This window comes from Citrobacter sp. Igbk 16 (genome assembly GCF_028069755.1).
Taxonomy (GTDB): Bacteria; Pseudomonadota; Gammaproteobacteria; order Enterobacterales; family Enterobacteriaceae; genus Citrobacter.
The window spans coordinates 1-26,659 of record NZ_JANEWJ010000023.1 but is presented as its reverse complement, the minus strand read 5'-3'; the positions used below and the strand labels follow the sequence as shown (position 1 = coordinate 26,659).

At 55.0% G+C, this 26,659-nt stretch carries 21 protein-coding genes and 1 pseudogene; 14 read left to right on the top strand and 8 right to left on the bottom strand.

Annotated features, from left to right (window positions below; genetic code table 11):
* The 8 genes from mhpB (at position 1) to mmuM (ending at position 8,484) form a co-directional block, all read left to right on the top strand.
* Positions 1–945, top strand: coding sequence for a 2,3-dihydroxyphenylpropionate/2,3-dihydroxicinnamic acid 1,2-dioxygenase (mhpB, locus tag NNO03_RS15530; protein WP_271449923.1), 945 nt, complete (start codon positions 1–3; stop codon positions 943–945).
* Positions 946–962: 17 nt separating this feature from the next.
* Positions 963–1,829, top strand: a complete 867-nt coding sequence (gene mhpC / locus NNO03_RS15525) for a 2-hydroxy-6-oxonona-2,4-dienedioate hydrolase (protein WP_271449954.1) — start codon at positions 963–965, stop codon at positions 1,827–1,829.
* A 9-nt stretch (positions 1,830–1,838) separates the two neighbouring features.
* Complete coding sequence (gene mhpD / locus NNO03_RS15520) at positions 1,839–2,648, top strand: 2-keto-4-pentenoate hydratase (RefSeq protein ID WP_271449922.1); 810 nt, start codon at positions 1,839–1,841, stop codon at positions 2,646–2,648.
* Positions 2,645–3,595 (top strand): acetaldehyde dehydrogenase, encoded by a 951-nt coding sequence (gene mhpF, locus NNO03_RS15515; protein ID WP_271449921.1) that lies wholly within the window; start codon positions 2,645–2,647, stop codon positions 3,593–3,595. The genes mhpD and mhpF overlap by 4 nt, the downstream gene beginning before the upstream one ends.
* A complete protein-coding gene (gene mhpE, locus NNO03_RS15510) occupies positions 3,592–4,605 on the top strand; it encodes a 4-hydroxy-2-oxovalerate aldolase (RefSeq protein WP_271449920.1) in 1,014 nt (337 codons plus the stop codon). The genes mhpF and mhpE overlap by 4 nt, the downstream gene beginning before the upstream one ends.
* Positions 4,606–4,673: 68 nt before the next feature.
* Positions 4,674–5,888, top strand: a complete 1,215-nt coding sequence (gene mhpT, locus NNO03_RS15505) for a 3-(3-hydroxy-phenyl)propionate transporter MhpT (protein WP_271449919.1) — start codon at positions 4,674–4,676, stop codon at positions 5,886–5,888.
* A gap of 273 nt (positions 5,889–6,161) precedes the next feature.
* Positions 6,162–7,565, top strand: coding sequence for an S-methylmethionine permease (gene mmuP, locus NNO03_RS15500; RefSeq protein WP_271442662.1), 1,404 nt, complete (start codon positions 6,162–6,164; stop codon positions 7,563–7,565).
* Positions 7,552–8,484 (top strand): homocysteine S-methyltransferase, encoded by a 933-nt coding sequence (gene mmuM / locus NNO03_RS15495; RefSeq protein WP_271442659.1) that lies wholly within the window; start codon positions 7,552–7,554, stop codon positions 8,482–8,484. The genes mmuP and mmuM overlap by 14 nt, the downstream gene beginning before the upstream one ends.
* Before the next feature lie 89 nt (positions 8,485–8,573).
* Here mmuM and fbpC read toward each other — a convergent pair whose 3' ends face one another.
* The 6 genes from fbpC to NNO03_RS15465 all read right to left on the bottom strand — a co-directional run bounded on the left by fbpC (position 8,574) and on the right by NNO03_RS15465 (position 16,435).
* A complete protein-coding gene (gene fbpC, locus NNO03_RS15490; RefSeq protein ID WP_271441122.1) occupies positions 8,574–9,620 on the bottom strand; it encodes a ferric ABC transporter ATP-binding protein in 1,047 nt (348 codons plus the stop codon).
* A gap of 11 nt (positions 9,621–9,631) precedes the next feature.
* Positions 9,632–11,710, bottom strand: coding sequence for an iron ABC transporter permease (locus NNO03_RS15485; RefSeq protein ID WP_271449918.1), 2,079 nt, complete (start codon positions 11,708–11,710; stop codon positions 9,632–9,634).
* Between the two features lie 136 nt (positions 11,711–11,846).
* Positions 11,847–12,878 carry an ABC transporter substrate-binding protein gene (locus NNO03_RS15480; RefSeq protein ID WP_271449917.1) on the bottom strand — a complete coding sequence of 344 codons (1,032 nt, stop codon included), beginning with the start codon at positions 12,876–12,878 and terminating at the stop codon, positions 11,847–11,849.
* The gene (uhpC, locus tag NNO03_RS15475; protein ID WP_271441119.1) at positions 12,875–14,179 is read right to left on the bottom strand and encodes an MFS transporter family glucose-6-phosphate receptor UhpC; all 1,305 of its coding nucleotides are present in this window, start codon (positions 14,177–14,179) and stop codon (positions 12,875–12,877) included. The genes NNO03_RS15480 and uhpC overlap by 4 nt, the downstream gene beginning before the upstream one ends.
* 85 nt (positions 14,180–14,264) lie before the next feature.
* Positions 14,265–15,806, bottom strand: coding sequence for an MASE1 domain-containing protein (locus tag NNO03_RS15470; protein WP_271449916.1), 1,542 nt, complete (start codon positions 15,804–15,806; stop codon positions 14,265–14,267).
* The gene (locus NNO03_RS15465) at positions 15,806–16,435 is read right to left on the bottom strand and encodes a response regulator transcription factor (protein ID WP_271449953.1); all 630 of its coding nucleotides are present in this window, start codon (positions 16,433–16,435) and stop codon (positions 15,806–15,808) included. The genes NNO03_RS15470 and NNO03_RS15465 overlap by 1 nt, the downstream gene beginning before the upstream one ends.
* Positions 16,436–16,773: 338 nt before the next feature.
* On the opposite strand from NNO03_RS15465, the gene tauA reads away from it, so the two are divergent.
* The 4 genes from tauA to tauD are packed head-to-tail and all read left to right on the top strand — an operon-like array spanning position 16,774 to position 20,188.
* Positions 16,774–17,736, top strand: coding sequence for a taurine ABC transporter substrate-binding protein (tauA, locus tag NNO03_RS15460; protein WP_271449915.1), 963 nt, complete (start codon positions 16,774–16,776; stop codon positions 17,734–17,736).
* Between the two features lie 12 nt (positions 17,737–17,748).
* Positions 17,749–18,516, top strand: a complete 768-nt coding sequence (gene tauB / locus NNO03_RS15455; protein WP_271449914.1) for a taurine ABC transporter ATP-binding subunit — start codon at positions 17,749–17,751, stop codon at positions 18,514–18,516.
* Positions 18,513–19,340, top strand: a complete 828-nt coding sequence (gene tauC, locus NNO03_RS15450; protein WP_271449913.1) for a taurine ABC transporter permease TauC — start codon at positions 18,513–18,515, stop codon at positions 19,338–19,340. Before tauB ends, tauC begins: the two co-directional genes overlap by 4 nt.
* Entirely contained in the window at positions 19,337–20,188 is an 852-nt protein-coding gene (gene tauD, locus NNO03_RS15445) for a taurine dioxygenase (protein ID WP_271449912.1), read from the top strand. Before tauC ends, tauD begins: the two co-directional genes overlap by 4 nt.
* Positions 20,189–20,246: 58 nt before the next feature.
* Here the strand turns inward: tauD and NNO03_RS15440 are convergent, their stop codons facing one another.
* Together NNO03_RS15440 and hemB are read right to left on the bottom strand one after the other, a co-directional pair.
* Entirely contained in the window at positions 20,247–21,962 is a 1,716-nt protein-coding gene (locus NNO03_RS15440) for a lysophospholipid acyltransferase family protein (RefSeq protein WP_271449911.1), read from the bottom strand.
* A gap of 112 nt (positions 21,963–22,074) precedes the next feature.
* Positions 22,075–23,049 carry a porphobilinogen synthase gene (gene hemB, locus NNO03_RS15435; protein ID WP_137384668.1) on the bottom strand — a complete coding sequence of 325 codons (975 nt, stop codon included), beginning with the start codon at positions 23,047–23,049 and terminating at the stop codon, positions 22,075–22,077.
* A 498-nt stretch (positions 23,050–23,547) separates the two neighbouring features.
* On the opposite strand from hemB, the gene ehaB reads away from it, so the two are divergent.
* Both ehaB and NNO03_RS15425 read left to right on the top strand, forming a co-directional pair.
* The gene (gene ehaB / locus NNO03_RS15430) at positions 23,548–26,469 is read left to right on the top strand and encodes an autotransporter adhesin EhaB (RefSeq protein WP_271449910.1); all 2,922 of its coding nucleotides are present in this window, start codon (positions 23,548–23,550) and stop codon (positions 26,467–26,469) included.
* 87 nt (positions 26,470–26,556) lie between these two features.
* Positions 26,557–26,659 (top strand): annotated as a pseudogene (locus NNO03_RS15425) (transcriptional regulator); the annotation flags it as partial.

Genomic DNA, 26,659 nt, shown 5'->3' with positions numbered 1-26,659 from the left:
ATGCACGCTTATCTTCACTGTCTTTCCCACTCACCGCTGGTGGGCTATGTCGACCCGGCGCAGGCTGTGCTCGATGAAGTCAACGGCGTGATCGCCAGCGCGCGTGCACGCATTGCGGCGTTCGATCCTGAACTGGTGGTGTTGTTTGCCCCCGATCATTACAACGGTTTTTTCTATGACGTGATGCCGCCGTTCTGTTTAGGCGTAGGTGCCACGGCAATTGGCGATTTCGGCAGCGCGGCGGGGGAACTGCCGGTGCCGACAGATCTCGCTGAAGCTTGTGCCCATGCGGTGATGAAAAGCGGCATTGATCTCGCCGTTTCCTACAACATGCAGGTCGATCACGGCTTTGCGCAGCCGCTGGAGTTTCTGCTCGGCGGCCTGGATAAGGTGCCGGTGTTACCCGTGTTTATTAACGGTGTCGCCACGCCGCTACCGGGCTTCCAGCGTACTCGTATGCTCGGCGAAGCGATTGGTCGTTTCGCCAGTTCGCTGAATAAGCGTGTGTTGTTTTTAGGTTCCGGTGGGCTGTCGCATCAGCCGCCGGTACCGGAACTGGCAAAGGCTGACGCGCATATGCGTGACCGTCTGCTCGGCAGCGGCAAACAGCTACCCGAAAACGAGCGAGAACTGCGCCAGCAGCGGGTAATCAGCGCCGCCGAGAAGTTCGTGACCGATCAAAACACGCTGCACCCGCTTAACCCCGTCTGGGATAACCGCTTTATGACCCTGCTTGAGCAGGGACGTTTGCAGGAGCTGGATACGGTCAGTAATGAAGAGTTGTCCGCGATGGCGGGCAAATCAACACACGAAGTTAAAACCTGGGTTGCCGCCTTCGCCGCCATTTCTGCCTTTGGCAACTGGCGCAGTGAAGGCCGTTATTACCGCCCGATCCCGGAGTGGATCGCCGGGTTTGGCTCCCTGAGTGCCACTACACAGAACTGAATATGCAGGAGAACATGATGACTTACCAACCGCAAACCGAAGCCGCCACCAGCCGTTTTCTGGAGGTGCAGGAAGCAGGTGAAACCCTGCGTGTGCATTTTAATGACTGTGGGCAGGGCGAAGAAACCGTCGTGCTGTTACATGGTTCAGGACCGGGGGCGACGGGCTGGGCGAACTTCAGCCGTAATATCGATCCGCTGGTGGAGGCGGGTTATCGGGTGATCCTGCTGGATTGTCCTGGCTGGGGAAAAAGCGATGGGATCGTTAACCGTGGGTCGCGATCCGATCTCAATGCCCGCATCCTGAAAAGTGTGGTTGATCAACTGGATATTCAGAAAATTCATCTGCTGGGTAACTCGATGGGGGGCCACAGCTCTGTGGCATTTACCCTGAGCTGGCCTGAACGCGTGGGCAAACTGGTGCTGATGGGCGGTGGGACGGGCGGCATGAGCCTGTTTACCCCGATGCCGACCGAAGGAATCAAGCGCCTGAATCAGCTGTATCGCGAACCGACCATCGAAAACCTGAAACTGATGATGGAAATCTTCGTTTTCGATACCAGTGATTTGACCGAAGCGCTGTTTGAGGCGCGTCTGAACAACATGCTGTCGCGCCGCGACCACCTGGAAAATTTTGTTCAGAGTCTGGAAGCTAACCCGAAACAATTCCCGGATTTCGGTCCACGTCTGGCGGAAATCAAAGCTCAGACCCTGATCGTCTGGGGGCGCAACGACCGCTTTGTGCCGATGGATGCGGGGCTGCGTCTGCTTTCCGGTATTGCTGGCTCTGAGCTGCACATTTACCGCGATTGCGGGCACTGGGCGCAGTGGGAACATGCGGAAGCCTTTAATCAACTGGTGCTGAACTTCCTCGCACGCCCTTAAGGAACGGACATGACGAAGCAAAATCTTGAGCAGTTAGCCGCCGATTTACGTCAGGCGGAGGAAAAGGGCGAAGCGATAGGGCCATTGCGTGAGTTGATTGGCATGGACAACGCCGAGGCGGCTTACGCTATTCAGCGCATCAACGTGCAGTACGATGTGGCGCGCGGGCGTCGCGTGGTTGGGCGCAAAGTGGGATTGACGCACCCGAAAGTGCAGCAACAGCTGGGTGTCGATCAACCGGACTTCGGCACACTGTTTGCCGACATGTGCTACGGCGACAACGAAACCATCCCGTTTTCCCGCGTGCTGCAACCGCGTATTGAAGCCGAAATTGCGCTGGTACTGAACCGCGATTTGCCTGATGCCGACACCACCTTTGATGAGCTGGTCAACGCCATTGAGTGGGTATTACCGGCGCTGGAAGTGGTCGGTAGCCGTATCCGCGACTGGTCAATTCAGTTTGTCGATACCGTGGCGGATAACGCCTCCTGCGGCGTGTATGTGGTCGGTGGTCCGGCGCAACGTCCGGCGGGATTAGATCTGAAAAACTGTGCGATGACAATGACGCGCAATAACGAAGAGGTCTCCAGCGGACGCGGCAGCGAATGTCTGGGGCATCCGATCAACGCCGCCGTCTGGCTGGCGCGCAAAATGGCCAGCCTCGGCGAGCCGCTGCGTGCGGGAGACATCATTCTCACCGGGGCGTTAGGTCCGATGGTGGCGGTGAATGCGGGCGATCGTTTTGAAGCCCATATCGACGGTATTGGTTCAGTCGCCGCCACCTTTTCTGCGGCGGTTACAAAAGGAAGTCAGTCATGAGTAAGCGTAAAGTCGCCATTATCGGCTCCGGCAACATCGGCACCGATTTGATGATTAAAATTCTGCGTCACGGCACGCATCTGGACATGGCGGTGATGGTCGGTATTGATCCGGAGTCCGATGGTCTGGCACGCGCCCGGCGCATGGGCGTTGCCACCACTCACGAAGGGGTGATGGGGCTGATAGCGATGCCGGAGTTTGCCGATATTGACATCGTCTTTGATGCCACCAGCGCGGGGGCGCACGTGAAAAACGATGCCGCCTTACGGGCGGTGAAACCAGGCATTCGCCTGATCGATCTCACACCCGCGGCCATTGGCCCATACTGCGTACCCGTGGTGAATCTGGAAGCCAACGCTGATCGGCAGAACGTCAATATGGTGACTTGCGGCGGGCAGGCGACGATCCCAATGGTCGCGGCGGTTTCTCGTGTGGCACGTGTCCATTACGCCGAGATTATTGCCTCAATTGCCAGTAAATCGGCGGGGCCGGGCACCCGCGCCAATATCGATGAGTTTACTGAAACCACGTCGAAGGCGATTGAAGTGGTGGGTGGCGCGGAAAAAGGTAAAGCCATTATTGTGCTTAACCCTGCCGAGCCGCCGCTGATGATGCGCGATACGGTGTATGTACTGAGTGAAGCGGCCTCGCAGGCGGAAATTGAGGCGTCGATTAATGAAATGGCTGCGGCGGTACAGGCGTATGTGCCGGGCTATCGCCTGAAGCAACGTGTGCAGTTTGACGTCATCCCTGAGGATAAACCAGTGAATCTGCCGGGTATCGGCCAGTTCTCCGGGCTGAAAACTGCGGTCTATCTGGAAGTGGAAGGTGCGGCGCATTACCTGCCAGCCTACGCCGGCAACCTCGATATTATGACCTCCAGTGCGCTGGCGACCGCAGAGAAGATGGCGCAGTCACTCACCCGTCAGGCAGGAGAAGCAGCATGAACGGTAAGAAACTTTATATCTCTGACGTGACCCTGCGCGATGGCATGCATGCCATTCGTCACCAGTATTCACTGGATAACGTGCGCCAGATTGCCAAAGCGCTGGACGACGCGCGAGTCGATTCCATTGAAGTGGCACACGGTGACGGTTTACAGGGCTCCAGCTTTAACTATGGCTTTGGTGCACACAGCGATCTGGAGTGGATTGAAGCCGCAGCGGAGGTGGTGAAACACGCCAAAATCGCCACGTTATTACTGCCGGGTATCGGCACCATTCACGATCTGAAAAATGCGTATCAGGCCGGTGCGCGGGTCGTGCGCGTGGCGACCCACTGTACCGAAGCAGATGTGTCGGCCCAGCATATACAGTATGCGCGCGAGCTGGGTATGGATACGGTCGGTTTTCTGATGATGAGCCACATGACCACGCCAGCGAACCTGGCGCAGCAGGCGAAGTTGATGGAAAACTACGGTGCCACCTGTATCTATGTGGTTGATTCCGGCGGCGCAATGAATATGAGCGATATCCGCGACCGCTTCCGCGCGCTGAAAGCTGTACTGAAACCGGAAACGGAAACCGGGATGCACGCCCACCATAACCTGAGCCTCGGTGTGGCGAACTCAATTGCCGCGGTGGAAGAGGGCTGCGATCGTATCGATGCAAGCCTGGCGGGGATGGGCGCAGGTGCAGGTAATGCGCCGCTGGAGGTGTTTATCGCCGCAGCGGATAAGCTCGGCTGGCAGCACGGCACCGATCTGTATGCGTTGATGGACGCCGCCGACGATCTGGCGCGCCCGCTGCAGGATCGCCCGGTGCGGGTGGATCGTGAAACACTGGCGCTGGGCTATGCCGGAGTGTACTCCAGCTTCCTGCGCCATTGCGAAGTGGCGGCAGCGCGTTACGGTCTGAGCGCGGTCGATATTTTGGTTGAACTGGGCAAACGCCGAATGGTCGGCGGCCAGGAAGATATGATCGTTGATGTGGCGCTGGATCTGCGCAACAGCAAGTAAAAATGATTACGCGGCTGGCAATGTATCAGCCGCGATTCACCTGCATCGTGACCTCTGAGGGACATCTTATGACGACCCGTACCCCCGCCTCCGCTTCGCGCCTGACGCTGACCGTCGGGCTTTGCTTTTTAGTCGCCCTGATGGAGGGGCTGGATTTACAAGCCGCCGGTATCGCTGCCGTTGGTATCGCTCAAGCCTTTGCGTTGGATAAAATGCAAATGGGCTGGATCTTCAGCGCCGGGATTTTGGGATTACTGCCCGGCGCGTTGGTGGGCGGCATGCTGGCCGACCGCTATGGGCGCAAGCGCATTCTCATTGGCTCCGTGGCGCTGTTTGGCCTGTTCTCTCTGGCAACAGCGCTGTCATGGGACTTTTCAACGTTAGTCATCGCCCGCCTGATGACCGGCGTCGGGCTGGGAGCCGCACTGCCGAACCTGATTGCGTTAACCTCCGAAGCAGCGGGCCCGCGTTTTCGTGGTACAGCGGTGAGCCTGATGTACTGCGGTGTGCCAATTGGTGCAGCGTTGGCGGCGGCGCTCGGGTTTAGCGGCCTGGCGTCTGCCTGGCAAACGGTATTCTGGGTGGGAGGCGTGATCCCGCTGCTGCTGGTGCCGCTGTTGATGCGCTGGCTGCCGGAATCACAGGTTTATACCCAGCAAACACAGGTGGCCGCTGCGCCACTGCGCGCGCTGTTCGCACCTGCTACCGCGACCGCTACGCTGCTGCTGTGGCTGTGCTATTTCTTCACCTTGCTGGTGGTGTACATGCTGATTAACTGGCTGCCGATGCTGCTGGTGGAGCAGGGCTTTCGCCCATCGCAGGCGGCAGGCGTGATGTTTGCTCTGCAAATCGGTGCGGCCAGCGGCACGTTAATCCTCGGGGCGTTGATGGACAAGCTACGTCCGGTGGTGATGTCGTTACTGATTTACACCGGGATGCTGGTCTCGTTGCTGGCGCTGGGGACGGTTTCGTCATGGAGCGGCATGCTGATGGCCGGCTTTGTTGCTGGCATGTTTGCCACCGGCGGACAAAGCGTGCTGTACGCGCTGGCACCGCTGTTTTACAACACGTCAATTCGCGCTACCGGCGTAGGCACTGCGGTGGCGGTTGGGCGGTTGGGTGCGATGAGCGGCCCGCTGCTGGCGGGGAAAATGCTGGCGCTGGGCACCGGAACGGTGGGGGTGATGGCGGCTTCTGCGCCGGGCATTCTGCTGGCCGGTCTGGCTGTTTTTATCCTGATGAGCCGTAAATCGCAGATGACGGTCCAGGCCAGCGGTTCCTGAGGGTCATCCGGTTGTATGAACGGGAACATTCGCTTCCTACTTCCGGATGAACGCAAGTCGGCGGCTCTGTTGCCAGAGTTTACATACAGTCTGGCAACGGAGGCGTTATGAGCTGGCGGCCCTTTTTATATCTCATTATTAACCCTCATCCAGTGTTAAGCGCCCGACGCGGGCATCTGCATCTGGTGCAGGGTTGACTTTGCATTCTTTTAACAAACACGGTATAACAAACCTTCTTTGGATGTTTAGATGTCCATACGTTTAGAAGGTTATATGCAAACAACACAACAAAATGCGCCACTGAAGCGCACGATGAAAACGCGTCACCTGATTATGCTCTCCTTAGGCGGCGTGATTGGCACAGGGTTATTCTTCAATACCGGGTACATCATCTCGACCACGGGGGCGGCGGGAACGCTGCTGGCTTATCTGATAGGTGCGCTGGTGGTCTGGCTGGTGATGCAGTGCCTGGGCGAGTTGTCGGTCGCGATGCCGGAAACCGGGGCGTTTCACGTCTATGCTGCGCGCTACCTCGGACCCGCGACGGGGTATACCGTCGCCTGGCTCTACTGGCTGACATGGACTGTGGCGCTGGGTTCGAGCTTTACTGCTGCCGGATTCTGTATGCAGTACTGGTTTCCTCAGGTGCCGGTATGGATCTGGTGTGTGGTGTTCTGCGCGATTATTTTTGCCCTCAACGTTATCTCTACACGCTTTTTTGCCGAAGGGGAGTTCTGGTTTTCGTTAGTGAAAGTGGTCACCATCATCGCTTTTATTCTCCTCGGCGGAGCGGCTATTTTCGGCTTTATCCCGATGCAGGATGGTTCACCCGCACCGGGACTGAGTAACATCACGGCGGAAGGCTGGTTCCCGCACGGCGGCCTGCCGATCCTGATGACCATGGTCGCGGTGAACTTTGCCTTTTCGGGGACTGAGCTTATCGGTATTGCCGCCGGCGAAACGGAAAATCCGCGCAAGGTGATCCCGGTGGCGATTCGTACCACCATCGCCCGGTTGATTATTTTCTTTATCGGCACTGTGTTTGTACTGGCGGCACTAATCCCAATGCAGCAGGCCGGCGTGGAGAAGAGCCCGTTTGTGCTGGTGTTTGAGAAAGTGGGCATTCCGTATGCCGCTGATATTTTTAACTTCGTGATCCTGACCGCCATTCTTTCTGCGGCGAACTCCGGGCTGTATGCTTCCGGGCGCATGCTGTGGTCGCTGTCGAATGAACGAACGCTGCCAGCCTGTTTTGCGCAGGTCACGAAAAATGGCGTACCGTTGACGGCGCTGTCGGTCAGTATGCTTGGCGGTGTGCTGGCGCTGTTTTCCAGCGTCGTGGCCCCGGACACGGTGTTTGTCGCATTGTCGGCGATCTCCGGATTTGCGGTAGTGGCGGTATGGCTGAGTATCTGCGCCTCGCATTTTGTGTTTCGCCGCCGCCATCTGCAGCAGGGTAACGCATTGAGTGAATTGCATTATCGCGCCCCGTGGTATCCGCTGGTACCCGTACTGGGTTTTGTGCTGTGCCTGGTGGCCTGTGTGGGACTGGCATTCGATCCGGCGCAGAGAATTGCGTTGTGGTGCGGGTTACCGTTTGTCGCGTTGTGTTATGGTGCTTATTTCCTTACTCAACCCCGTAAAGCAAAACAGGAGCCAGAACATGTCGCAGAATAATCCGTTACGCGCCCTCCTCGATAAACAGGATTTCCTGTTGCTGGATGGTGCTCTGGCGACGGAGCTGGAAGCGCGAGGGTGTAACTTAGCCGACAGCCTGTGGTCTGCCAGGGTGCTGGTAGAAAACCCGGCGCTTATCCGCGAAGTTCACCTGGATTACTTCCGGGCAGGGGCACAGTGCGCAATCACCGCCAGCTATCAGGCAACTCCCGCGGGTTTTGCCACGCTCGGCCTGGATGAGGCGCAGTCGAAAGCGCTGATTGGCAAAAGCGTGGAGCTGGCGCGCAAAGCGCGTGAGGCGTATCTGGCGGAAAATCCGCAGGCTGGGACGTTACTGGTGGCGGGTTCCGTCGGACCTTACGGTGCCTTTCTGGCCGATGGCTCCGAGTACCGTGGCGATTACGCGTTAAGCATTGAAGCGTTACAGGCATTTCATCGTTCGCGTGTTGAAGCGTTGCTGGATGCCGGGGCCGATCTGCTGGCCTGTGAAACCCTGCCAAATTTTGCCGAAATTCGCGCACTGGCTGAGTTGTTGACCGCGTATCCACGTGCGCGGGCATGGTTCTCGTTTACCCTGCGTGACAGCGAACATCTGAGCGACGGTACACCGCTGCGCGACGTGGTCGCTTTCCTCGCGCAATATCCGCAGGTGGTGGCGTTAGGCATTAACTGCATTGCGCTGGAAAAGACCACCGCTGCGTTGCAGCATTTACACGACTTAACGGCGCTGCCGCTGGTGGTGTATCCCAATTCTGGCGAGCAGTACGATGCGGTGAGCAAAACCTGGCATCATCACGGTGAGCATTGCGCGCAGCTGGCGGATTATCTACCGCAGTGGCAGGCCGCTGGCGCACGGTTGATTGGCGGGTGCTGTCGCACCACGCCTGCGGATATCGCCGCGCTAAAAGCGCGAAGCTGAGCGTTATTGCCCGATGGCGGCTTACGCCTTATCGGGCCTACAAATAGCACGAATTGTAGGCCTGATAAGCGCAGCGCATCAGGCACAAATCATGCCGCATCCGCCAGGATAAACATGCCGTACGGGTGGATTTCGAGGTAATACTGTTCGCCAACGTCCGGCTGCAGACGCGTGGCGTTAACCTGCAATAGAATCTCCTGCCCGTGCCACTCCACCGTGACCTCATACTGCGGCCCCATATAGGCCACGTGGCTGATCACGCAGCGCTGACTCTCTTCGCCGCGATCGCTAAGCGTGATGGCCTCCGGGCGCACGCCGACCATGCCTTCCCCCTGCGTGCCAAAGTGCAGCGGGCGCGGCAGATGATAGCCGTGGATATCCACGTATTTGTCGCTGAAGGTCGCCGGAAACAGGTTGGCATCGCCCATAAAGCTCGCCATAAAGCGTGAGGCCGGCTGGCGATAGAGATCCTGCGGTGAGCCAATCTGCATGATGTGCCCCTTGTTCATGACCAGTACGGTATCGGACACCGCAAAGGCTTCGCTCTGATCGTGGGTGACGTACAGCGAGGTGATATCAAACTGTTTTTGCAGCTCGCGGATCTTATCGCGCATGCTGCGGCGCAGGTTGGCATCAAGGTTACTTAGCGGCTCATCAAACAGCAGTACCTTTGGTTTGAGGATCAGCGCGCGCGCCAGTGCCACGCGCTGCTGCTGCCCCCCGGAGATTTGATCGACATAGCGGTCTTCGAAACCCTCCAGATCGACCATCGCCAGCGCTTCTTTGACGCGAGCCTTCACCTCTGAGCGCGATACGCCAAGCATTTTCAGACCATAGCCGACGTTTTCCCCCAGCGACATATGCGGAAACAGGGCGTAGGACTGAAATACCATACAGATATCGCGCTGCTGAATAGAGCGGTGGGTGACGTCTTCGCCATCAATAAAAATCTGCCCTTCGCTCGGTTTTTCCAGTCCGGCAACCAGGCGCAAAATGGTGGTTTTGCCACAACCGGACGGGCCGAGCAGCGTCACCATTTGCCCCTGCGGGATGGTGAGGTTGATATTGTCGATAACCGTGTTGCTGCCAAATCGTTTGGTGACGTTGCGCAGTTCAACGAAATTTTTCTGAGTCATAGTGCGCTCCATTACGCCTGGTTTTTGGCTTTTGAACGGGAAGTACGTGATTCACCGATCAGCCAGTCAAAGATAAAAATAATCGCCAGCATCACCACGATCAGAATTGAACCGTAGGCAATTGCCACGCCGTATTCGCCGTCTTCTACGCGGTTCAGTATGTAAGCCGTTGCCACACGGGTATCCGGTGTGACGAGGAACACAATGGCGCTGACGGTGGTAATAGCACGGACAAAGCTGTAGATAAGCGCCGAGAGGATTGCCGGGCGCAGCAGCGGCAGCAGGATATGCGTAATAGTACGCAGCGAACCGGCACGCAGGCTGAGTGAGGCTTCATCCAGTGATTTATCGATCTGGCCTAAGCCCGCGATACCCGCACGAATACCGACCGGTACGTTACGCATCACCATCGAGATAATGACGATGGCTGCGGTACCGGTGAGGTATACCGGGGCGCTGTTAAAGGCCAGAATATAGGACACACCCGCGACGGTACCCGGTACGGCAAAGCACAGCATGGTGGTGAACTCGATGGTCTTCTTACCTTTGAACTGCTGACGCACCACAATCCATGCGATAAGCAGACCGAAGATGGCGGTGATCGGTGCGGCAATCCCGGCGTAGAGTAGGGTATCGAGCAGTGAAGGCCATGCACCGTCGCTCATTCCCTGGCCGAACAATTTGGTAAAGTTCGCCAGCGTCAGGGTGTAGTCCACGCCCCAGTTGACGGTGAAGCTGCCGTAGAAAATACTGCCGTACAGCAGGGCGTTAAAGGCAATCCACACCGCCAGCAGGGCAACCACGCTCCACACCAGCGTGACAGGTAGCGGCTGCACGTCGCCACGATAGGATTTACCAGAAACGGTGACGTACGAGCGTTTACCGATCCACATGTACTGCACGCAGAATACCAGCAGTGAGAACAGCAGCAGGAAAGCGCCCAGCGTACTGGCGGCCTGGTAGTCGAGCTGTGAGCCGGTGATATAGAAGTAAATTTGCGTTGCCAGCACGTCGAAGTTGCCGCCGAGCACCAGTGGGTTACTGAAGTCGGCCAGCGACTGCACCACCACGATCAAAAAGGCGTTCGCCAGCGCCGGTTTCAGCAGCGGGACAAATACACCGTTAAAGGTCTGCCAGCGGCTGGCACGCAGGGTGTATGACGCCTCTTCCAGCGAGGGATGAATGGTTTTGATCGCGCCGTCGAGGATCATAAACGCCATCGGGGTAAAGGCCAGTACCTGCGCCAGCCAAATGCCAGTAAAGCCGTACAGCCAGTTGGTGTTGGTTAAGCCAAACCACTCGACCATAAATTCGGTGATGTAGCCGGAGCGTCCCATCATCAGGGTGACACCCAGGCCAACGACAAACGGCGGGGTGACGATCGGCAGAATCGAGAAAATACGTCCGATAATGGCGCTGCGTTTGGCGATGCGGGTGGTGTAGATCGCCAGCACCAGACCGAAGAAGGTACAGCCAATACCAACGGCAATCGACAACATAATCGAGTTGAGGATCACCTGAATAATATGCGCCTGGGACAGCACATTCATAAACGCCAGCGGGGCAAACTCCCCGGCGTCGTTGGTGAACATCGGAATGAAAATGGCGATGCTCGGCCAGACGATAAAAATACCGATCAGCGCGACAATCGCGGTGAGCGAACCGATGACGAAACGGTCACCACCTAGCCATTCCAGACGGGTAAGCGCCAGGGTCATGATTGCGCCCAGGGCGACAAACAGTACGATGGTGGCATAACCTAAGCCGCGCCCTTCAAGGGTGGCGCTGGCAACGATAAAGGCCATGCAGAAGAATGCCCAGCCCGCGTCAAGATAATGGCGGCTGCGCTGTTCGCGTCGGGCTTCATTAAACGGACGCACCAGCAGCAGGCTCGGCAGCAGATACCATAGCCAGCTAATGTTGAAATGTGACCAACTGTAGGCGTCGAGAATTTCGTCGCGCGTGGACTCCAGCAGGCCATAGTCCAGGCTCCAGCTTGGCAGCAAGGCAAATGCCAGCCAGCCGAGCAAAACCCAAAGGAATATCGCATCCCGTTTTTTCACGGGATGGAGTGCAAGTGTCTGTGACATAGCGTTTCCGGTGTTCAATCCTGATGTAGGCCGGATAAGCGTATGCGCCATCCGGCATTCAGGGTGACAATCGTTGCCGGATGCGGCGTTGCCTTATCCGGCCTACGTAACCTTATCCGAAGAAGGTCATCATGTTTTATTTACCCATCTTCACTTCGCTAACCCACTTATTGATCAACGCTTTACGCACGTCAGTGGAACCGTACTTATCCATGTCGTAATTGATAAGCTTCAGATCGTCGAGTTTCAGCGAGTTTGGCGAGGTCTCGGCGGTGGTGTTGGTCAGGATCTGATAGGACTTGCCTTTCTTCCACGCCAGCTCCTGAGCCTCTTTTGACAGTACCCAGTCAACGAACAGTTTGGCGTTGTCGAGGTTACGCGCACCTTTCAGAATGCTGACACCGCCAATTTCATAGCCGGTACCTTCGCATGGGGAGATGAGCTCCAGCGGGGCACCTTGTTCTTTTTCCAGCGAGTAGTCGTGCAGGAAGCCAATGCCAATCGCCGTTTCGCCACGGGCGGCGTTACGCGCTGGGGCAATGCCTGATTTAGTGTATTGAGAGACGTTGGCGTTGAGCTGTTTCAGGTAGTCAAAGGCCTGATCTTCACCCCACAGTTGGGCAAAGGTCGCCAGTGCGGTGTAGGCGGTACCGGAGCTTTGCGGGTCGGCAATTTGGATTTCGCCTTTGTATTCCGGTTTGGTCAGATCCTTCCAGCATTTTGGCACCGGCAGGTTTTTCTCTTTCAGACGCTGAGTATTGACGCCAAAGCCCAGGATACCGACATAAACCGCGGAGGAGAGGTTGCCTTTTACTTTTGCCGGATCGCGGAATTTCTCCATGATTTGTGTGAGGTTTGGTGATTTATACGGTTGCAGCAGACCCATTTCGCCCGCCTGAGACTGCGGGTCCAGCGTACCGCCGTACCACACATCCGCCTGTGGGTTTTTCTTCTCGGCATCGACTTTCGCCAGCGTACTGCCGGAGCCGTTGCGAATGAACGACGTCTTCACGTCATATTTGTCGCCGAAGGCTTTGGTTTCGGTTTCACACATCTCGTTCGTGGCGCTGCAATAGACCACCAGACGACCTTGTGCTTGTGCCGCACTGCTGAAGGCAGCCAGCGTCAGAGTAGAGGCAATCAGGGTAGAGGTAAGCGTCAGTTTCATTGTTTTATCCTTTGACTGAGAGAAGGGGCGATACCCGCGATGAGCAGCGGCATCAGCAATAAACCCATAAAGACAGCGGCAACCGAGAGCAAACTGAACATCCCCGACCAGCCGTAATGTTCTATGACCAACGACAGCGGCCAACCCGCTAACGCGGCCCCCAGATAGGCGAAGAGCCCGAGAAAACCGGTGATTGAACCTGCTGCCGCCTTGTGTCCGCATTCGACGGCCGCCAGACCAATCAACATCTGTGGGCCAAAAACGAAAAAGCCCACGGTAAAGAAACAGACAGCCAGCAGCGCGTAGTGGTGAACCGGCGCCAGCCACAACGCGGCGACGGAAACCATCAGCCCCAGCGTGAACAGCAAAATCATCGGCGCACGCTGGCCGCTGAACAGCAAATCCGATCCCCAGCCGGCAAACAGCGCACCGAGCAAGCCGCCGACCTCAAACAGCATCACCGTGGCATTAGCGCTGAGCAGATTCACGCCGTGGCTTTCCGTCAGCCAAATGTTGCCCCAGTCGTTGAGCGCGATGCGGATCAAATACACCAGCACATACGACACCCCCAGCAGCCAGATCATCGGATTCTTCAGCATGGTGGTGCGTAACATTTGCCACAACCCCATCGGTGGGCTTTGCTGCTCCTGACGACGTTCCAGCGGGTCATGCCGCCATTCTCCAACGGTAGGGAGTCCCTCTTCGCGGGGCGTGCCTTTCAGTTGCAGCGTCAGCCAGATACCTAATGCCATGCTGATGATCCCTGGTGCCAGCATCGCTGCCTGCCATCCCCACCAATGGGCGGCAAAGGCGCTAATCAGTGGGATGATGGCCCCACCGATGTTGATTGACATATTCCAGCAGCCCCACCAGAAGCCGCGTTCGTTACGCGAATACCAATGGGTCAGCAGGCGGGCGCAGGGCGGCCAGCCCCAGCCCTGAAAAAATCCGTTGAGCGTCCAGACCGCCAGCAGCAGCGTTAGCGATTCACCAAACGCGAACACCACGTTCAGGATGCCGGTAGCGAACAGGCCTATTCCCATAAATGCGCGCTGCCCGTGGCTGTCGTGCCAGAGTCCCGCGGTAAACTTCGACAAACCATAGGTCAGGTAAAACAGCGATCCCAACAGACCGATATCACTTTTATCCAGTCCCAGATCCGTTTGCAGTGCCGGGAGCACGTAGTTAACGCTTTTGCGCGTCAGGTAAAACGCGGCGTATCCCACCACCATACACATCAGCAGCCGGGGACGTAGTGCCCGATAGCGTTGGTCTGTTTCGCTGGCTGAGCGTGCATGCATAGCTGTCTCCGTTTGTGCTGACTATAGGTAAGCGAAAGCAAAAGGGGATGAGAGAAAGTCCGGAGTGACTAAGACTTTTTCCTGGTTAAGGGGCGGTTTGTTGCAAATTTGTGGGCAGGTTAACAATTACCCGCGTGCCGTGGTGAGACTCGAGGGTCAGCTCGCCGCCGAGCGCGCTGACCCGTTCACGCATCCCCTGGATACCAAAGCCGGGAATTTTTTCAGGAAGAATGCCCACGCCGTTGTCCGTGACTTCCAGCAACAGGCAGCGATCCCGTTGGCGCAGCGCAATCGACACCTCGCTGGCATCGGCATGTTTACAGACATTATTGAGTAACTCCTGCAACAGACGGTACAGCGTAAAGCGCACCGTTTCATTTTCAGGCGTATTTGCCAGTCGGTAATCAAACCGGCAGTGAATACCCCGTTCGGCAAAGGCAAATTCATTGACCAGATGGTGTAGCGCATCTTTAAAAGACAGCTCGTCAAGCGCGGGCGGGCGTAGCTGGCGCAGTAATTGGCGGGTCGAGTGGTGGATACGCCGGGCAAGATCGTTGATCTGGTTCGCCGCGTCGAGCGCTTGCTCAGGACCCTGCGAACGTTTAACCAACTGAGACTGAATTTGAATGGCGGTAATGTTCTGGCCAATTTCATCATGCAGTTCCCGCGCCAGGCTTTTGCGCGTGTTTTCTTCCGTGCGGATCAGTTGTTCAGTCAACGCGCGGCGGGCCGCCAGTTCGCTTTCCAGACGCTGGCGATAATGGTGCAGGTTTTGCGCCAGATGCTGCTGGCGGCTGATGGCGATTCCCAGCCCTATGCCCAGCAGCGCCTGGGTGGCGAGGAAAATCTCCAGTTCGACGAGGTTGCTAAACCCCACGCCTATCTGGCGGGCGATGGTGATCATCATACTGCCGAGCAGTCCGGACAAAACGCCGCCCTGCCAGCCGAATTTCCATGCCATCACCACGTTGGGCAGGAACACAACAATCAGCAGCAGGCGTTCGATGTCTGGCGAGAGCACCATCTGCGTGCCAATACCAATAATAAAGAACAGGCTGCACCAGATGATAAGTGAAGTGCGCAGCGGCGGATTGGTCGTATCCAGACCGAGTAAATGATAGCGGTGTTGCTGGCGCAGAAATTCGTAGATCAGATAAACAAACGGGGTGAGCAGCACGCCACCGGTAAACGATGCCAGCCCAATCAACATCGCCGGGCTTTGAATAAAGGGAGACAGCAGCGTGGTATTGAGCAGCGACGTGACCGTCACGGCAGCCAGCAACAAGGTGAGCCGCTGCCAGTAGAGCGGGAAGCGGTGCCAGTATGACTGACCGATACTGGCCGGTATCAGGCTTATCAGCGGTGCGGCCAGCAGAAGATAACCATTGAGTAACTGTTCGTTGTGCAGCCAGAACAGGATCAACACTGGCGGCAATACCAGCGCGGGCCAGTAGCGGCGGGACAGCAGGATCAAGAGCGCGAGATACACGCCGTGCGGCAGAAATAATGCCGCCTGCTGACCGTTATGGGTCAGGTAAAAACCTAACGTCCACAGCATTAGCCAGCCCGAACCCCAGGCCAGCAGAATAAACAGAGAGATAACCCAGTGGCGAGCAGAGCGAGACATTAATGCCCCGTCAGCAACTGGTGGTCGAGAGCAAAATGCACCAGATCGATGGTGCTTTGACATTGCAGCTTGCCCAGTACATTCGCACGGTGGACGTGGACCGTTTTATGACTGAGGTCGAGCTTAAAGGCGATCTCTTTCACGCTGTCACCTTTGACCAGCAGATCAAACACTTCGCGTTCGCGTGGGGTTAATACCTCCAGCACCTGTGCAGGTTGCTCACCACCGCGTAACGCCCGCAGCGCGTCGGCGCACAGGTAATGGCCTCCCATACCGACTGAGCGCACCGCCTGTACTAGCTCTTCCGGTCCACAGCGTTTGGTCAGATAACCGCTGGCCCCGGCATCCAGCGCGCTTTGTACAAACGTCGGCGCGTCATAAATACTGAGAATAATGGCGCGAAAGCCGGGTTTTTGCGCCCGCAGCCGTTTTAGCAGACTCAGACCATTTTCATCCGGCATGGCGATATCCATGACCGCGACATTGACGTCCTCGCGCAGTAATGCCGGCCAGGCCTCTGCCGCACTGCTGTACTGGCCGATAACGGCGAGATCCTCTTCAAGACCGAGTAATTGCGCAAAGCCGGAACGCACCACCACATGGTCATCCACCAGCACAACATGAATCATGATATTGCTCTCTTGCCTGACAAGGATATCTATGATGCCTGCCAGCGCCACGCTGGCAATCATCCAGGCGCAGTTATGTAACGAATGTAACAAAATCGCAATAATTTGCCGGGTGTTGTAGCGAGTGTAGGCCTGATAAGCGCAGCGCATCAGGCATTGATTGCCGGATGGTGGCGTGAGGGCCTTATCCGGCCTACGTTCTGTAATGAGCGAAATAGCTAACTATTGCCGCTTTTTTTCTAAAAACGCTTTGTTCTTAGCCAGAATTTTTAATTCCTTTATCAAATTGTGCCGCAACGAAATACTGCCTCCATAACAAGACAGGGGAGCAGACAATCATGGTTATTTCATCGCGTAACACACTTCTTACCGCACTGGCATTCATCGCATTTCAGGCTCAGGCGGTAAACGTCACTGTCGCCTATCAGACTTCCGCCGAACCGGCCAAAGTGGCGCAGGCGGATAACACCTTTGCTAAAGAGAGCGGAGCCACCGTTGATTGGCGCAAATTCGACAGCGGGGCGAGCATCGTGCGTGCACTGGCTTCCGGCGATGTGCAGATTGGCAATCTCGGCTCCAGCCCGCTGGCCGTAGCTGCCAGTCAGCAGGTACCTATTGAAGTTTTCCTGCTGGCGTCAAAACTGGGTAGCTCTGAAGCGCTGATAGTGAAGAAAAATATCAGTAAGCCGGAGGATTTGATCGGCAAACGCATTGCCGTGCCGTTTATTTCCACCACCCATTACAGCCTGCTGGCTGCACTGAAACACTGGGGTATCAAACCCGGTCAGGTGGAGATTGTGAACCTGCAGCCACCGGCAATTATTGCCGCCTGGCAGCGTGGCGACATTGATGGTGCTTACGTCTGGGCACCGGCCGTCAATGCGCTGGAAAAAGAGGGCAAGGTATTAACTGATTCTGAAAAGGTTGGTGAGTGGGGTGCGCCGACGCTGGACGTGTGGGTGGTGCGCAAAGATTTTGCCGAGAAACATCCCGAGGTGGTGAGAGCCTTTGCCAAAAGCGCGATTGATGCGCAGCAACCCTATATTGCTAACCCCGATGAATGGCTGAAACAGCCGGAGAATATCAGCAAGCTGTCGCGCTTAAGCGGCGTGCCGGAGGCAGATGTGCCGGGGCTGGTGAAAGGGAATACCTACCTGACTGTGCAACAGCAAACCGCCGAGTTTACCGGACCGGTAAACAAAGCGATTGTCGATACTGCGCAGTTCCTCAAAGAGCAGGGCAAAGTGCCTGCTGTCGCGACGGATTACAGCCAGTACGTTACCGATCGCTTCGTGCAATAAAAGGAGGCGCTGATGCTGCAAATCTCTCATCTCGCAGCCAGCTACGGTGGAAAACCGGTGCTGGACGATATCAACCTGACGCTTGATAGCGGTGAACTGCTGGTGGTGCTCGGGTCTTCCGGCTGCGGCAAAACCACGCTGCTGAATCTGATTGCCGGGTTCGTGCCGTATCAGCACGGCAGCATTACGCTGTCAGGTCAGAAGGTGGAAGGTCCGGGTGCGGAACGCGGGGTGGTATTCCAGAATGAAGGTCTGCTGCCCTGGCGTAACGTGCAGGATAATGTGGCCTTTGGTCTGCAACTGGCAGGGGTAGAGAAAGTGCAGCGTCAGCGTATCGCCCAGGAGATGTTGCAGAAAGTAGGGCTGGACGGTGCCGGAAAACGTTTTATCTGGCAGCTTTCTGGTGGCCAGCGTCAACGTGTTGGCATGGCCCGGGCGCTGGCGGCTAATCCACAGCTCCTGCTGCTCGATGAACCGTTTGGTGCGCTCGACGCGTTTACCCGCGAGCAGATGCAAACCCTGCTGCTGAAACTCTGGCATGAGACCGGCAAACAGGTGTTGCTAATTACGCATGATATTGAAGAAGCGGTATTTATGGCCACCGACCTGGTGCTGCTCTCATCCGGCCCTGGTCGGGTGATGGAGCGTCTGCCGCTTAACTTTGCCCGGCGCTTTGTGGCCGGGGAAGCGAGCCGCAGTATAAAGTCCGATCCGCAGTTTATTGCCATGCGCGAGTACGTGTTAAGCCGCGTCTTTGCGCAACGGGAGGCGTTCTCATGAGCGTAGTTATTAATGATAAGCCGCGACAGCGCACGCTGAACTGGCGCTGGCCGTTTTCACGTCAGATAACGTTAAGCCTTAGTACGCTGGTCGTCATTCTGGCGGTGTGGTGGACGGTGGCAGCGCTGCAATTAATCAGTCCACTGTTTTTGCCAGCGCCCGGTCAGGTACTGCAAAAGTTGATCACCATCGCTGGGCCACAAGGATTTATGGATGCCACGCTGTGGCAACATTTGGCAGCGAGCCTGGCGCGAATTGTCATCGCCCTGCTGGCCGCCGTACTGCTGGGCGTTCCGGTCGGGATCGCGATGGGCCTGAGCCCGACAATTCGCGGCATTCTCGATCCGATCATTGAATTGTACCGTCCGGTTCCGCCGCTGGCCTATTTACCGCTGATGGTGATCTGGTTTGGTATTGGTGAAACCTCCAAGATCTTATTGATCTACCTGGCGATTTTCGCGCCTGTTGCGATGTCGGCGTTGGCTGGTGTCCGCAGCGCGCAGCAGGTAAGAGTACGCGCCGCACAATCATTGGGGGCCAGCCGTGTGCAAGTGTTGTGGTTTGTTATCTTACCCGGTGCATTGCCTGAAATTCTGACCGGGCTGCGCATCGGACTGGGTGTCGGCTGGTCAACGCTGGTGGCCGCAGAGTTGATTGCTGCCACGCGAGGTTTGGGTTTTATGGTCCAGTCCGCCGGTGAATTTCTGGCAACGGATGTGGTGCTGGCGGGGATCGCGGTCATTGCCGTTATCGCCTTTATTTTAGAACTGGGTCTGCGCGCGGTTCAGCGTCGTCTGACGCCCTGGCATGGAGAAGTACAATGAGTGAACGTCTGAGCATTACCCCGCTGGGGCCGTATATTGGCGCACAAATTTCCGGTGCGGACCTGACGCGTCCGCTAAGCGATAACCAGTTTGAGCAGCTTTATCATGCGGTGCTGCGCCATCAGGTGGTGTTCCTGCGTGAGCAGGTGATTACGCCGCAGCAGCAGAGAGCGCTGGCGCTACGTTTTGGCGATCTGCATATTCATCCGGTCTACCCGCATGCCGAAGACGTGGAGGAGATTATCGTGCTGGATACTCACAACGATAATCCGCCAGATAACGATAACTGGCACACCGATGTGACCTTTATCGACACACCGCCAGCCGGGGCAATTCTGGCAGCAAAAACGCTGCCTTCGACCGGAGGTGATACGCTGTGGACCAGTGGAATTGCCGCTTATGAGGCGCTCTCTGAGCCGTTTCGTCAGTTGCTGAGCGGCCTACGGGCGGAGCATGATTTCCGCAAATCGTTCCAGGAGTATAAATACCGTAAGACGGAAGAAGAGCACCAGCGCTGGCTGGAAGCGGTCGCCAAACATCCCCCGTTGCTGCATCCGGTGGTGAGAACGCATCCGGTAAGCGGTAAACAGGCGCTGTTTGTGAACGAGGGATTTACTACGCGGATTGTGGATGTCACGGAGAAAGAGAGCGAAGCGCTACTCGGGTTTCTGTTTGCGCATGTCACTAAACCAGAGTTTCAGGTGCGCTGGCGCTGGCAGCCTGACGATGTGGCAATTTGGGATAACCGCGTAACGCAGCATTACGCCAATGCGGATTATCTGCCGCAGCGGCGCATTATGCATCGGGCCACGATTTTAGGGGATAAGCCGTTCTATCGTGCGTCGTGACAGAGAATTACACCATTCGGCACGCTGCGACACCGTGCCGAATGGCGACACAAACGTCTTATTCTGGCTGCGAAACCAAATGCGGTCCGATATACCGCTGGTAGCGATTTGCCTTCAGATACGTTAAATCCACCAGTACCAAACCATCCACGCAGTTGTTAAAGTCCGGGTCGCTGCCAAAGTCGATAAACTGTACGCCACCTGGCTCACACACTTCGGAATATTGCTTGTAGAGTGGTGGAATACCACAACCAAGGTTGCCGAGCAGCGATTTCAGTCGCGTCAGGTCTTCGCTGTAATCTTCCCCGCCAAACTGCGCCAGTGCGTCGGGTAACGAGGCCGGGTACGGTCGACGCGACTCCGCCAGCGGATGTGTTGCCGGAAACCACAGGCGATAAAAGGCAACCAGCAGATCGCGGGCCGAAGGCGGTAGCCCACCAGAAATAGAGACCGGGCCAAACAGGTAGCGATAGTGTGGATGGCGCGCCAGATACGCGCCGATACCGGACCACAGATAGTCCAGCCCGCGGCGTCCCCAGTAGCGTGGCTGAATAAAGCTGCGCCCCAGCTCAATGCCGTGCTGGAGGATATCGTCCATCCGTTCGTCGTAATGAAACAGGCTATAGCTGTAAATTCCGTCCAGCCCGCGCTTTTCCATCTGCAGTGCGGTCGGCGTAAAGCGGTAGGCGCCGACGATCTCCAGATCATCTTCATCCCACAGGATCAGATGCAGATAGTCATCGTCATAACTGTCGATGTCGCGGCGTTTGCCGCTGCCTTCACCTACCGCACGGAAGGCGATTTCCCGCAGACGACCCAGCTCACGGAGCAACGGAACCTCTTCCTGACCGTTACGTTGCCAGAGATAGATAACCTTACCGTCTGCTGTACGTCCCAGGCACTCGGCCTGGTGTAGCTCGCGCTTGAGCAGGGCACGAGGTTCCGGGCGAGCGATCGCGCTTTCAGTTTTGAAGACGCCCGGCTGTCCTTTCCCCAGTAGCTGAACGTGCCGGTAGCACTTGTCTGTCATTTCTCGTGGTGTGGTTTGCGGCGTACACCATGTCGGCCACGCAATTTGCTCGCCAATGGTCACCGGCAGGTTGCTGTTACGGCGGCGGAACATCTGCTGCATTAACAACAGCATCGGCAGGTTTTGCGACACCAGAGTGCTGGCATAAAACAGCGTACTGTTGCGTGCCTCAATCCATGCAGGCAAGAGCGGTGCGCGGTATTTGGCGGCGAGCTTAATAAAGCCGGAGTGCCATTTTTTATCGTGAATGCCGCGCCGGGTTATGCGCGAAACCTCACCGGCCGGGAAGAAGATCAGCACACCGCCGTTTTGCAACTGTCGGTCCATCAGCTGTAGCGCCGCTTTAGCGGTGCGGCCATTGATATTATCCACCGGAATAAACAGCGAACTGAGCGGTTCGAGATGGGTGAGCATGCGGTTGGTGACGACTTTAACATCGCGGCGAACGCGAGAGACGGCGTACAGCAGGGCCAGACCGTCGAGTGTGCCGGTAGGGTGGTTGGCGATGATAACCAGCGGCCCTTGTTCGGGAATTTGTTCCAGACTACGGACCGGAATTTGACAGTGAATGTTGAGATGCTCCAGCACCTGTTCGACGGTATCTAACCCTTTCAGATGGCGGTGACGAGCGGCAAACTGTTGGAATTCCTCTTCATGTAACAGTTTTCTCAGTACTTTTTTTTGCCACGGGGCGGGCCTCGCTTCTGGCCACAGGTCGTCGATGACATTGTCGAGACTAAACATAGCGGCTCCTCCTCTGTCCTTTTGTGACAGTAGAAGGGCGATGTGTCGGTTAGATGGCGGTTTGGTGACGTTTTATGATAAAACGCCCCGCATTGCGGGGCGTTGAAAGGAATTAACGCAGGATTTTTTTCTCAGCCAGATCGCGTGCGAAGTAGCTGAAAATCAGATCTGCGCCAGCGCGTTTGATCGAGCCTAAGCTTTCCAGCACCACTTTCTCTTCATCTATAGCACCGGCCATGGCCGCGAATTTGATCATCGCGTACTCACCGCTGACCTGATAAGCGCCAATCGGCAGCTCGGTGCGCTCGCGGATATCGCGCAGGATATCCAGATAGGCACCCGCCGGTTTGACCATCAGGCAGTCTGCACCCTGAGCTTCATCCAGCAATGATTCACGGATTGCCTCGCGGCGGTTCATCGGGTTCATCTGATAGGTTTTACGATCGCCCTTCAGCGCAGTGCCGGCGGCTTCACGGAACGGGCCGTAGAACGAAGAGGCAAACTTGGTGGAATAGGACATGATCGCGGTATCGGTGAAGCCTGCGGCGTCCAGCGCCTGGCGAATCGCCTGCACCTGGCCGTCCATCGCGGCGGAAGGCGCGATGAAGTCAGCACCCGCTGCGGCGGCAACCACCGCCTGCTTGCCAAGATTGGCCAGGGTTAAATCGTTATCAACGCCGTGCTCGCATAATACGCCGCAGTGACCGTGAGAGGTGTATTCACAGAAACAGGTGTCGGACATGACGATCATTTCCGGTACGGTCTGCTTACAGATACGCGACATGCGCGCCACCAGACCGTCTTCTTTCCAGGCGTCGCTGCCAGTGTCATCGGTGTGGTGGGAAATACCGAAGGTCATCACCGAACGAATTCCGGCGTTGGCAATGCGTTCAATCTCGCGTGCCAGATGTTTTTCCGGAATGCGCATCACGCCTGGCATGGCCTCGATGGCTTTGTAATCGTCGAGTTCTTCTTCAACAAAGATCGGCAACACCAGGTCATTTAAGCTCAGTGTTGTCTCTTCAAACATAGCGCGCAGCGCAGGGGATTTGCGCAGGCGGCGAGGGCGTTGGATTAGGTCTGTCATGGTATGCCTGATGTTTGTGAAATCGAAGGCCGTAGTATACCCGAACCTGATGGCGGGGGGGTTACGAAAATTGGCTTTATGTCGGGGTTATGGCGGTGCTATGTGTGCTTTATATTATTTATCGTGTGTATTTTTCGTGATATCTACTATTTTTATTATGATTAATTGTGTTGTGAGGCAATTTGTTTAATGTTTAGATTAGTAACTTAGCTCGCTTTTAAATATATTTTTTAATTCTGTATTTTTCATTTAATCATAAAAATAATGTATGGTTTTATCCTTTGTTTTCTACGTAACCATTTAAAATAAATGGTTTTTTCATTTTTCCATTATTTAGTGGGTGATCTTATCTATTGTCTGTAATCGGACTTAAGTTAAAGAGTAATTGAACCTTTCCTTTGTGAAACCGCATAATCGCTTCTGTGAAACATAAAATGTTTTTATTTGCATTGATAATTGATGGATCAACAATATTACGTCCCTGAGGAGGGATGACAAATGCACACTTGGAAAAAGAAGCTGGTAGTCTCACAATTAGCATTAGCCTGCACTTTGGCAATTACTTCTCAGGCAAATGCTTCAACTGATATTTCTGGAAATACGTACACAACGTTCACTCATTATAATGATGTCTCATATGCTGATGGCGTTTATTATGATGGGTATGTTGGTTGGAATAATTACGGCACTGATAGTATTTATAATGGTGATATTTATCCGGTAATCAATAACGCCACAGTCAACGGCGTTATTTCGACTTATTACCTGGATGATGGACTGCCTACTAACAGCAATAACAACAGCCTGACGATTAAAAACAGTACCATTCATGGTATGGTGACATCCGAATGTATGGCCACGGATTGTACTAATCGTACGGCTACCGACTATTACTACGATCGCCTGGCGATGAACGTTATTAATTCAACGATTGATGACAACTACGAACATTATACCTACAACGGTACATATAATGACGCAGCTGACACGCACGTAGTCGATGTTTATAATCTGGGTACGGCTATCACGCTGGATCAAGAAGTTGATCTGTCTATCTCCGCTAACTCTCATGTCGCTGGCATAACCCTGACTCAGGGTTATGATTGGGCAGATATTGACGATAATACCGTTAGCACCGGCGTAAACAGCGGTGAAGTGTTTAACAACACCCTCTCTGTCAGCGATTCTACTGTAACCTCTGGTTCATGGTCTGATGAAGGAACCTCCGGCTGGTTTGGTAATACCAGCAATGCAAGCGACTACAGCGGCTCTTATACCGCTGACGATATTGCATTAGCGGCTATTGCAAACCCAAATGCGGATAACGCGATGCAGACGACGGCCACGTTGAACAATTCCACGCTGATGGGCGACGTGCTGTTCTCCAGCAATTTCGATGAAAACTTCTTCCCGAACGGTGCTGATACTTACCGTGATACCGATGCAGACCTGGATACCAACGGCTGGGATGGTACTGACCGCCTGGATTTGACCCTGAACAATGGCAGTAAGTGGGTGGGGGCGGCAATGTCCGTGCACCAGGTTGACTCCGATGGTGACGGTGTTTATGACAGCTATGCTGCGGGTACTGAAGCTACAGCTAGTCTGATAGACATCACCGCTAACAGCCTGTGGCCGGATTCAACCTACGGCATCGATAACGACACGACCTCTTATGACGAAAATGGTCATGTGGTAGGTAATGAGGTTTATCAGAGCGGTCTGTTCAATGTCACGCTGAACGGTGCTTCACAGTGGGATACCACCAAAACGTCGTTGATTGATACTCTGAGCATTAACAGTGGTTCGGTTGTCAATGTTGGTGATTCTACCCTGATCTCCGACACTATTGGCTTGACTGGTGGTTCTGCACTGAACATCAATGAAGATGGTCATGTTGCAACGGATACTCTGTCTATCGACAACAGTACTGTAACGATTGCTGATGACGTATCTGCTGGCTGGAGCGTGGGTAATGCAGCGCTCTATGCAAACACCATTAACGTCACTAACAACGGCGTTCTGGATGTGGGCAACAGTACCGGTAATGCGCTGCAGGTTGATACCCTGAATTTGACCAGCTACACCGACGCTTATAATCATGTTAACGCGGGTGTTTTCGACATCAACAGTACTGACTATGTGCTGAATGCTGACCTGACTAACGATCGCACTAACGATAAATCTCAGTCTAACTACGGTTATGGCGTGATCGCGATGAACTCTGATGGTCATCTGACTATCAACGGTAACGGCGATTCCGATACCTCAGGCGATCAGTCTGAAGTTGATAACTATGGTGACCACGTTGCGGCGGCAACCGGTAACTATAAAGTTCGCATCGATAACGCTACTGGCGCAGGTTCTGTTGCTGATTACAAAGGTAACGAGCTGATCTACGTTAACGACACGAACAGCACTGCGACCTTCTCTGCAGCCAACAAAGCTGACCTGGGTGCTTACACCTATCAGGCGCAGCAGCAAGGTAACACCGTTGTTCTGCAGCAGATGGAACTGACAGACTACGCGAACATGGCGCTGAGCATCCCGTCTGCGAACACCAATATCTGGAACCTGGAACAAGATACCGTTGGTACTCGTCTGACTAACGCACGTCATGGTCTGGTTGATAACGGTGGTGCATGGGTAAGCTACTTCGGTGGTAGCTTCGATGCGGATAACGGCACCATTAACTACGATCAGGATGTTAACGGCATTATGGTCGGTGTTGATTCCAAAATTGATGGTAACAACGCTAAGTGGATTGTCGGTGCTGCAGCAGGCTTCGCGAAAGGTGATATGAGCGACCGTACCGGTCAGGTGGATCAGGACAGCCAGACTGCCTACATTTACTCTTCTGCTCGCTTTGCCAACAACATCTTTGTTGATGGTAACTTAAGCTACTCTCACTTCAACAACGATTTGTCTGCCAACATGAGCAACGGTCAGTATGTTGATGGCAGCACCTCTTCTGATGCCTGGGGCTTTGGCTTGAAACTGGGGTATGACCTGAAGCTGGGTGACGCAGGTTACGTAACGCCTTACGGCAGCATATCCGGTCTGTTCCAGTCTGGTGATGACTATAAGCTGAGCAACGACATGAAAGTTGACGGCCAGTCTTATGACAGCATGCGCTACGAACTGGGTGTAGATGCAGGCTATACCTTCGTCTACAGCGACGACCAGGCGCTGACTCCGTACTTCAAACTGGCCTACGTTTACGACGACTCTAACAACGATTCTGACGTAAACGGTGACTCTATCGACAACGGTGTAGAAGGTTCTGCGGTACGTGTTGGACTGGGTACTCAGTTCAGCTTTACCAAAAACTTCAGCGCGTACACCGATGCTAACTACCTCGGTGGTGGCGATGTTGATCAAGACTGGTCTGCAAACGTAGGTGTTAAATATACCTGGTAAGAACTATATTGCAGATAAAATAAGGTAATTTATTCGTAATAATGCCCGTCACGGATTTGACGGGCATTTATTGCAAGGAATGCGAAAATGTTATCTACAAATAAGCCGCTTGTGGAGTTTGGGAAGTTGGATAAGTGTTTATCTAAGTATGGTGAACATTTCGAATGTGATAATAAAAAACAAGTTATAT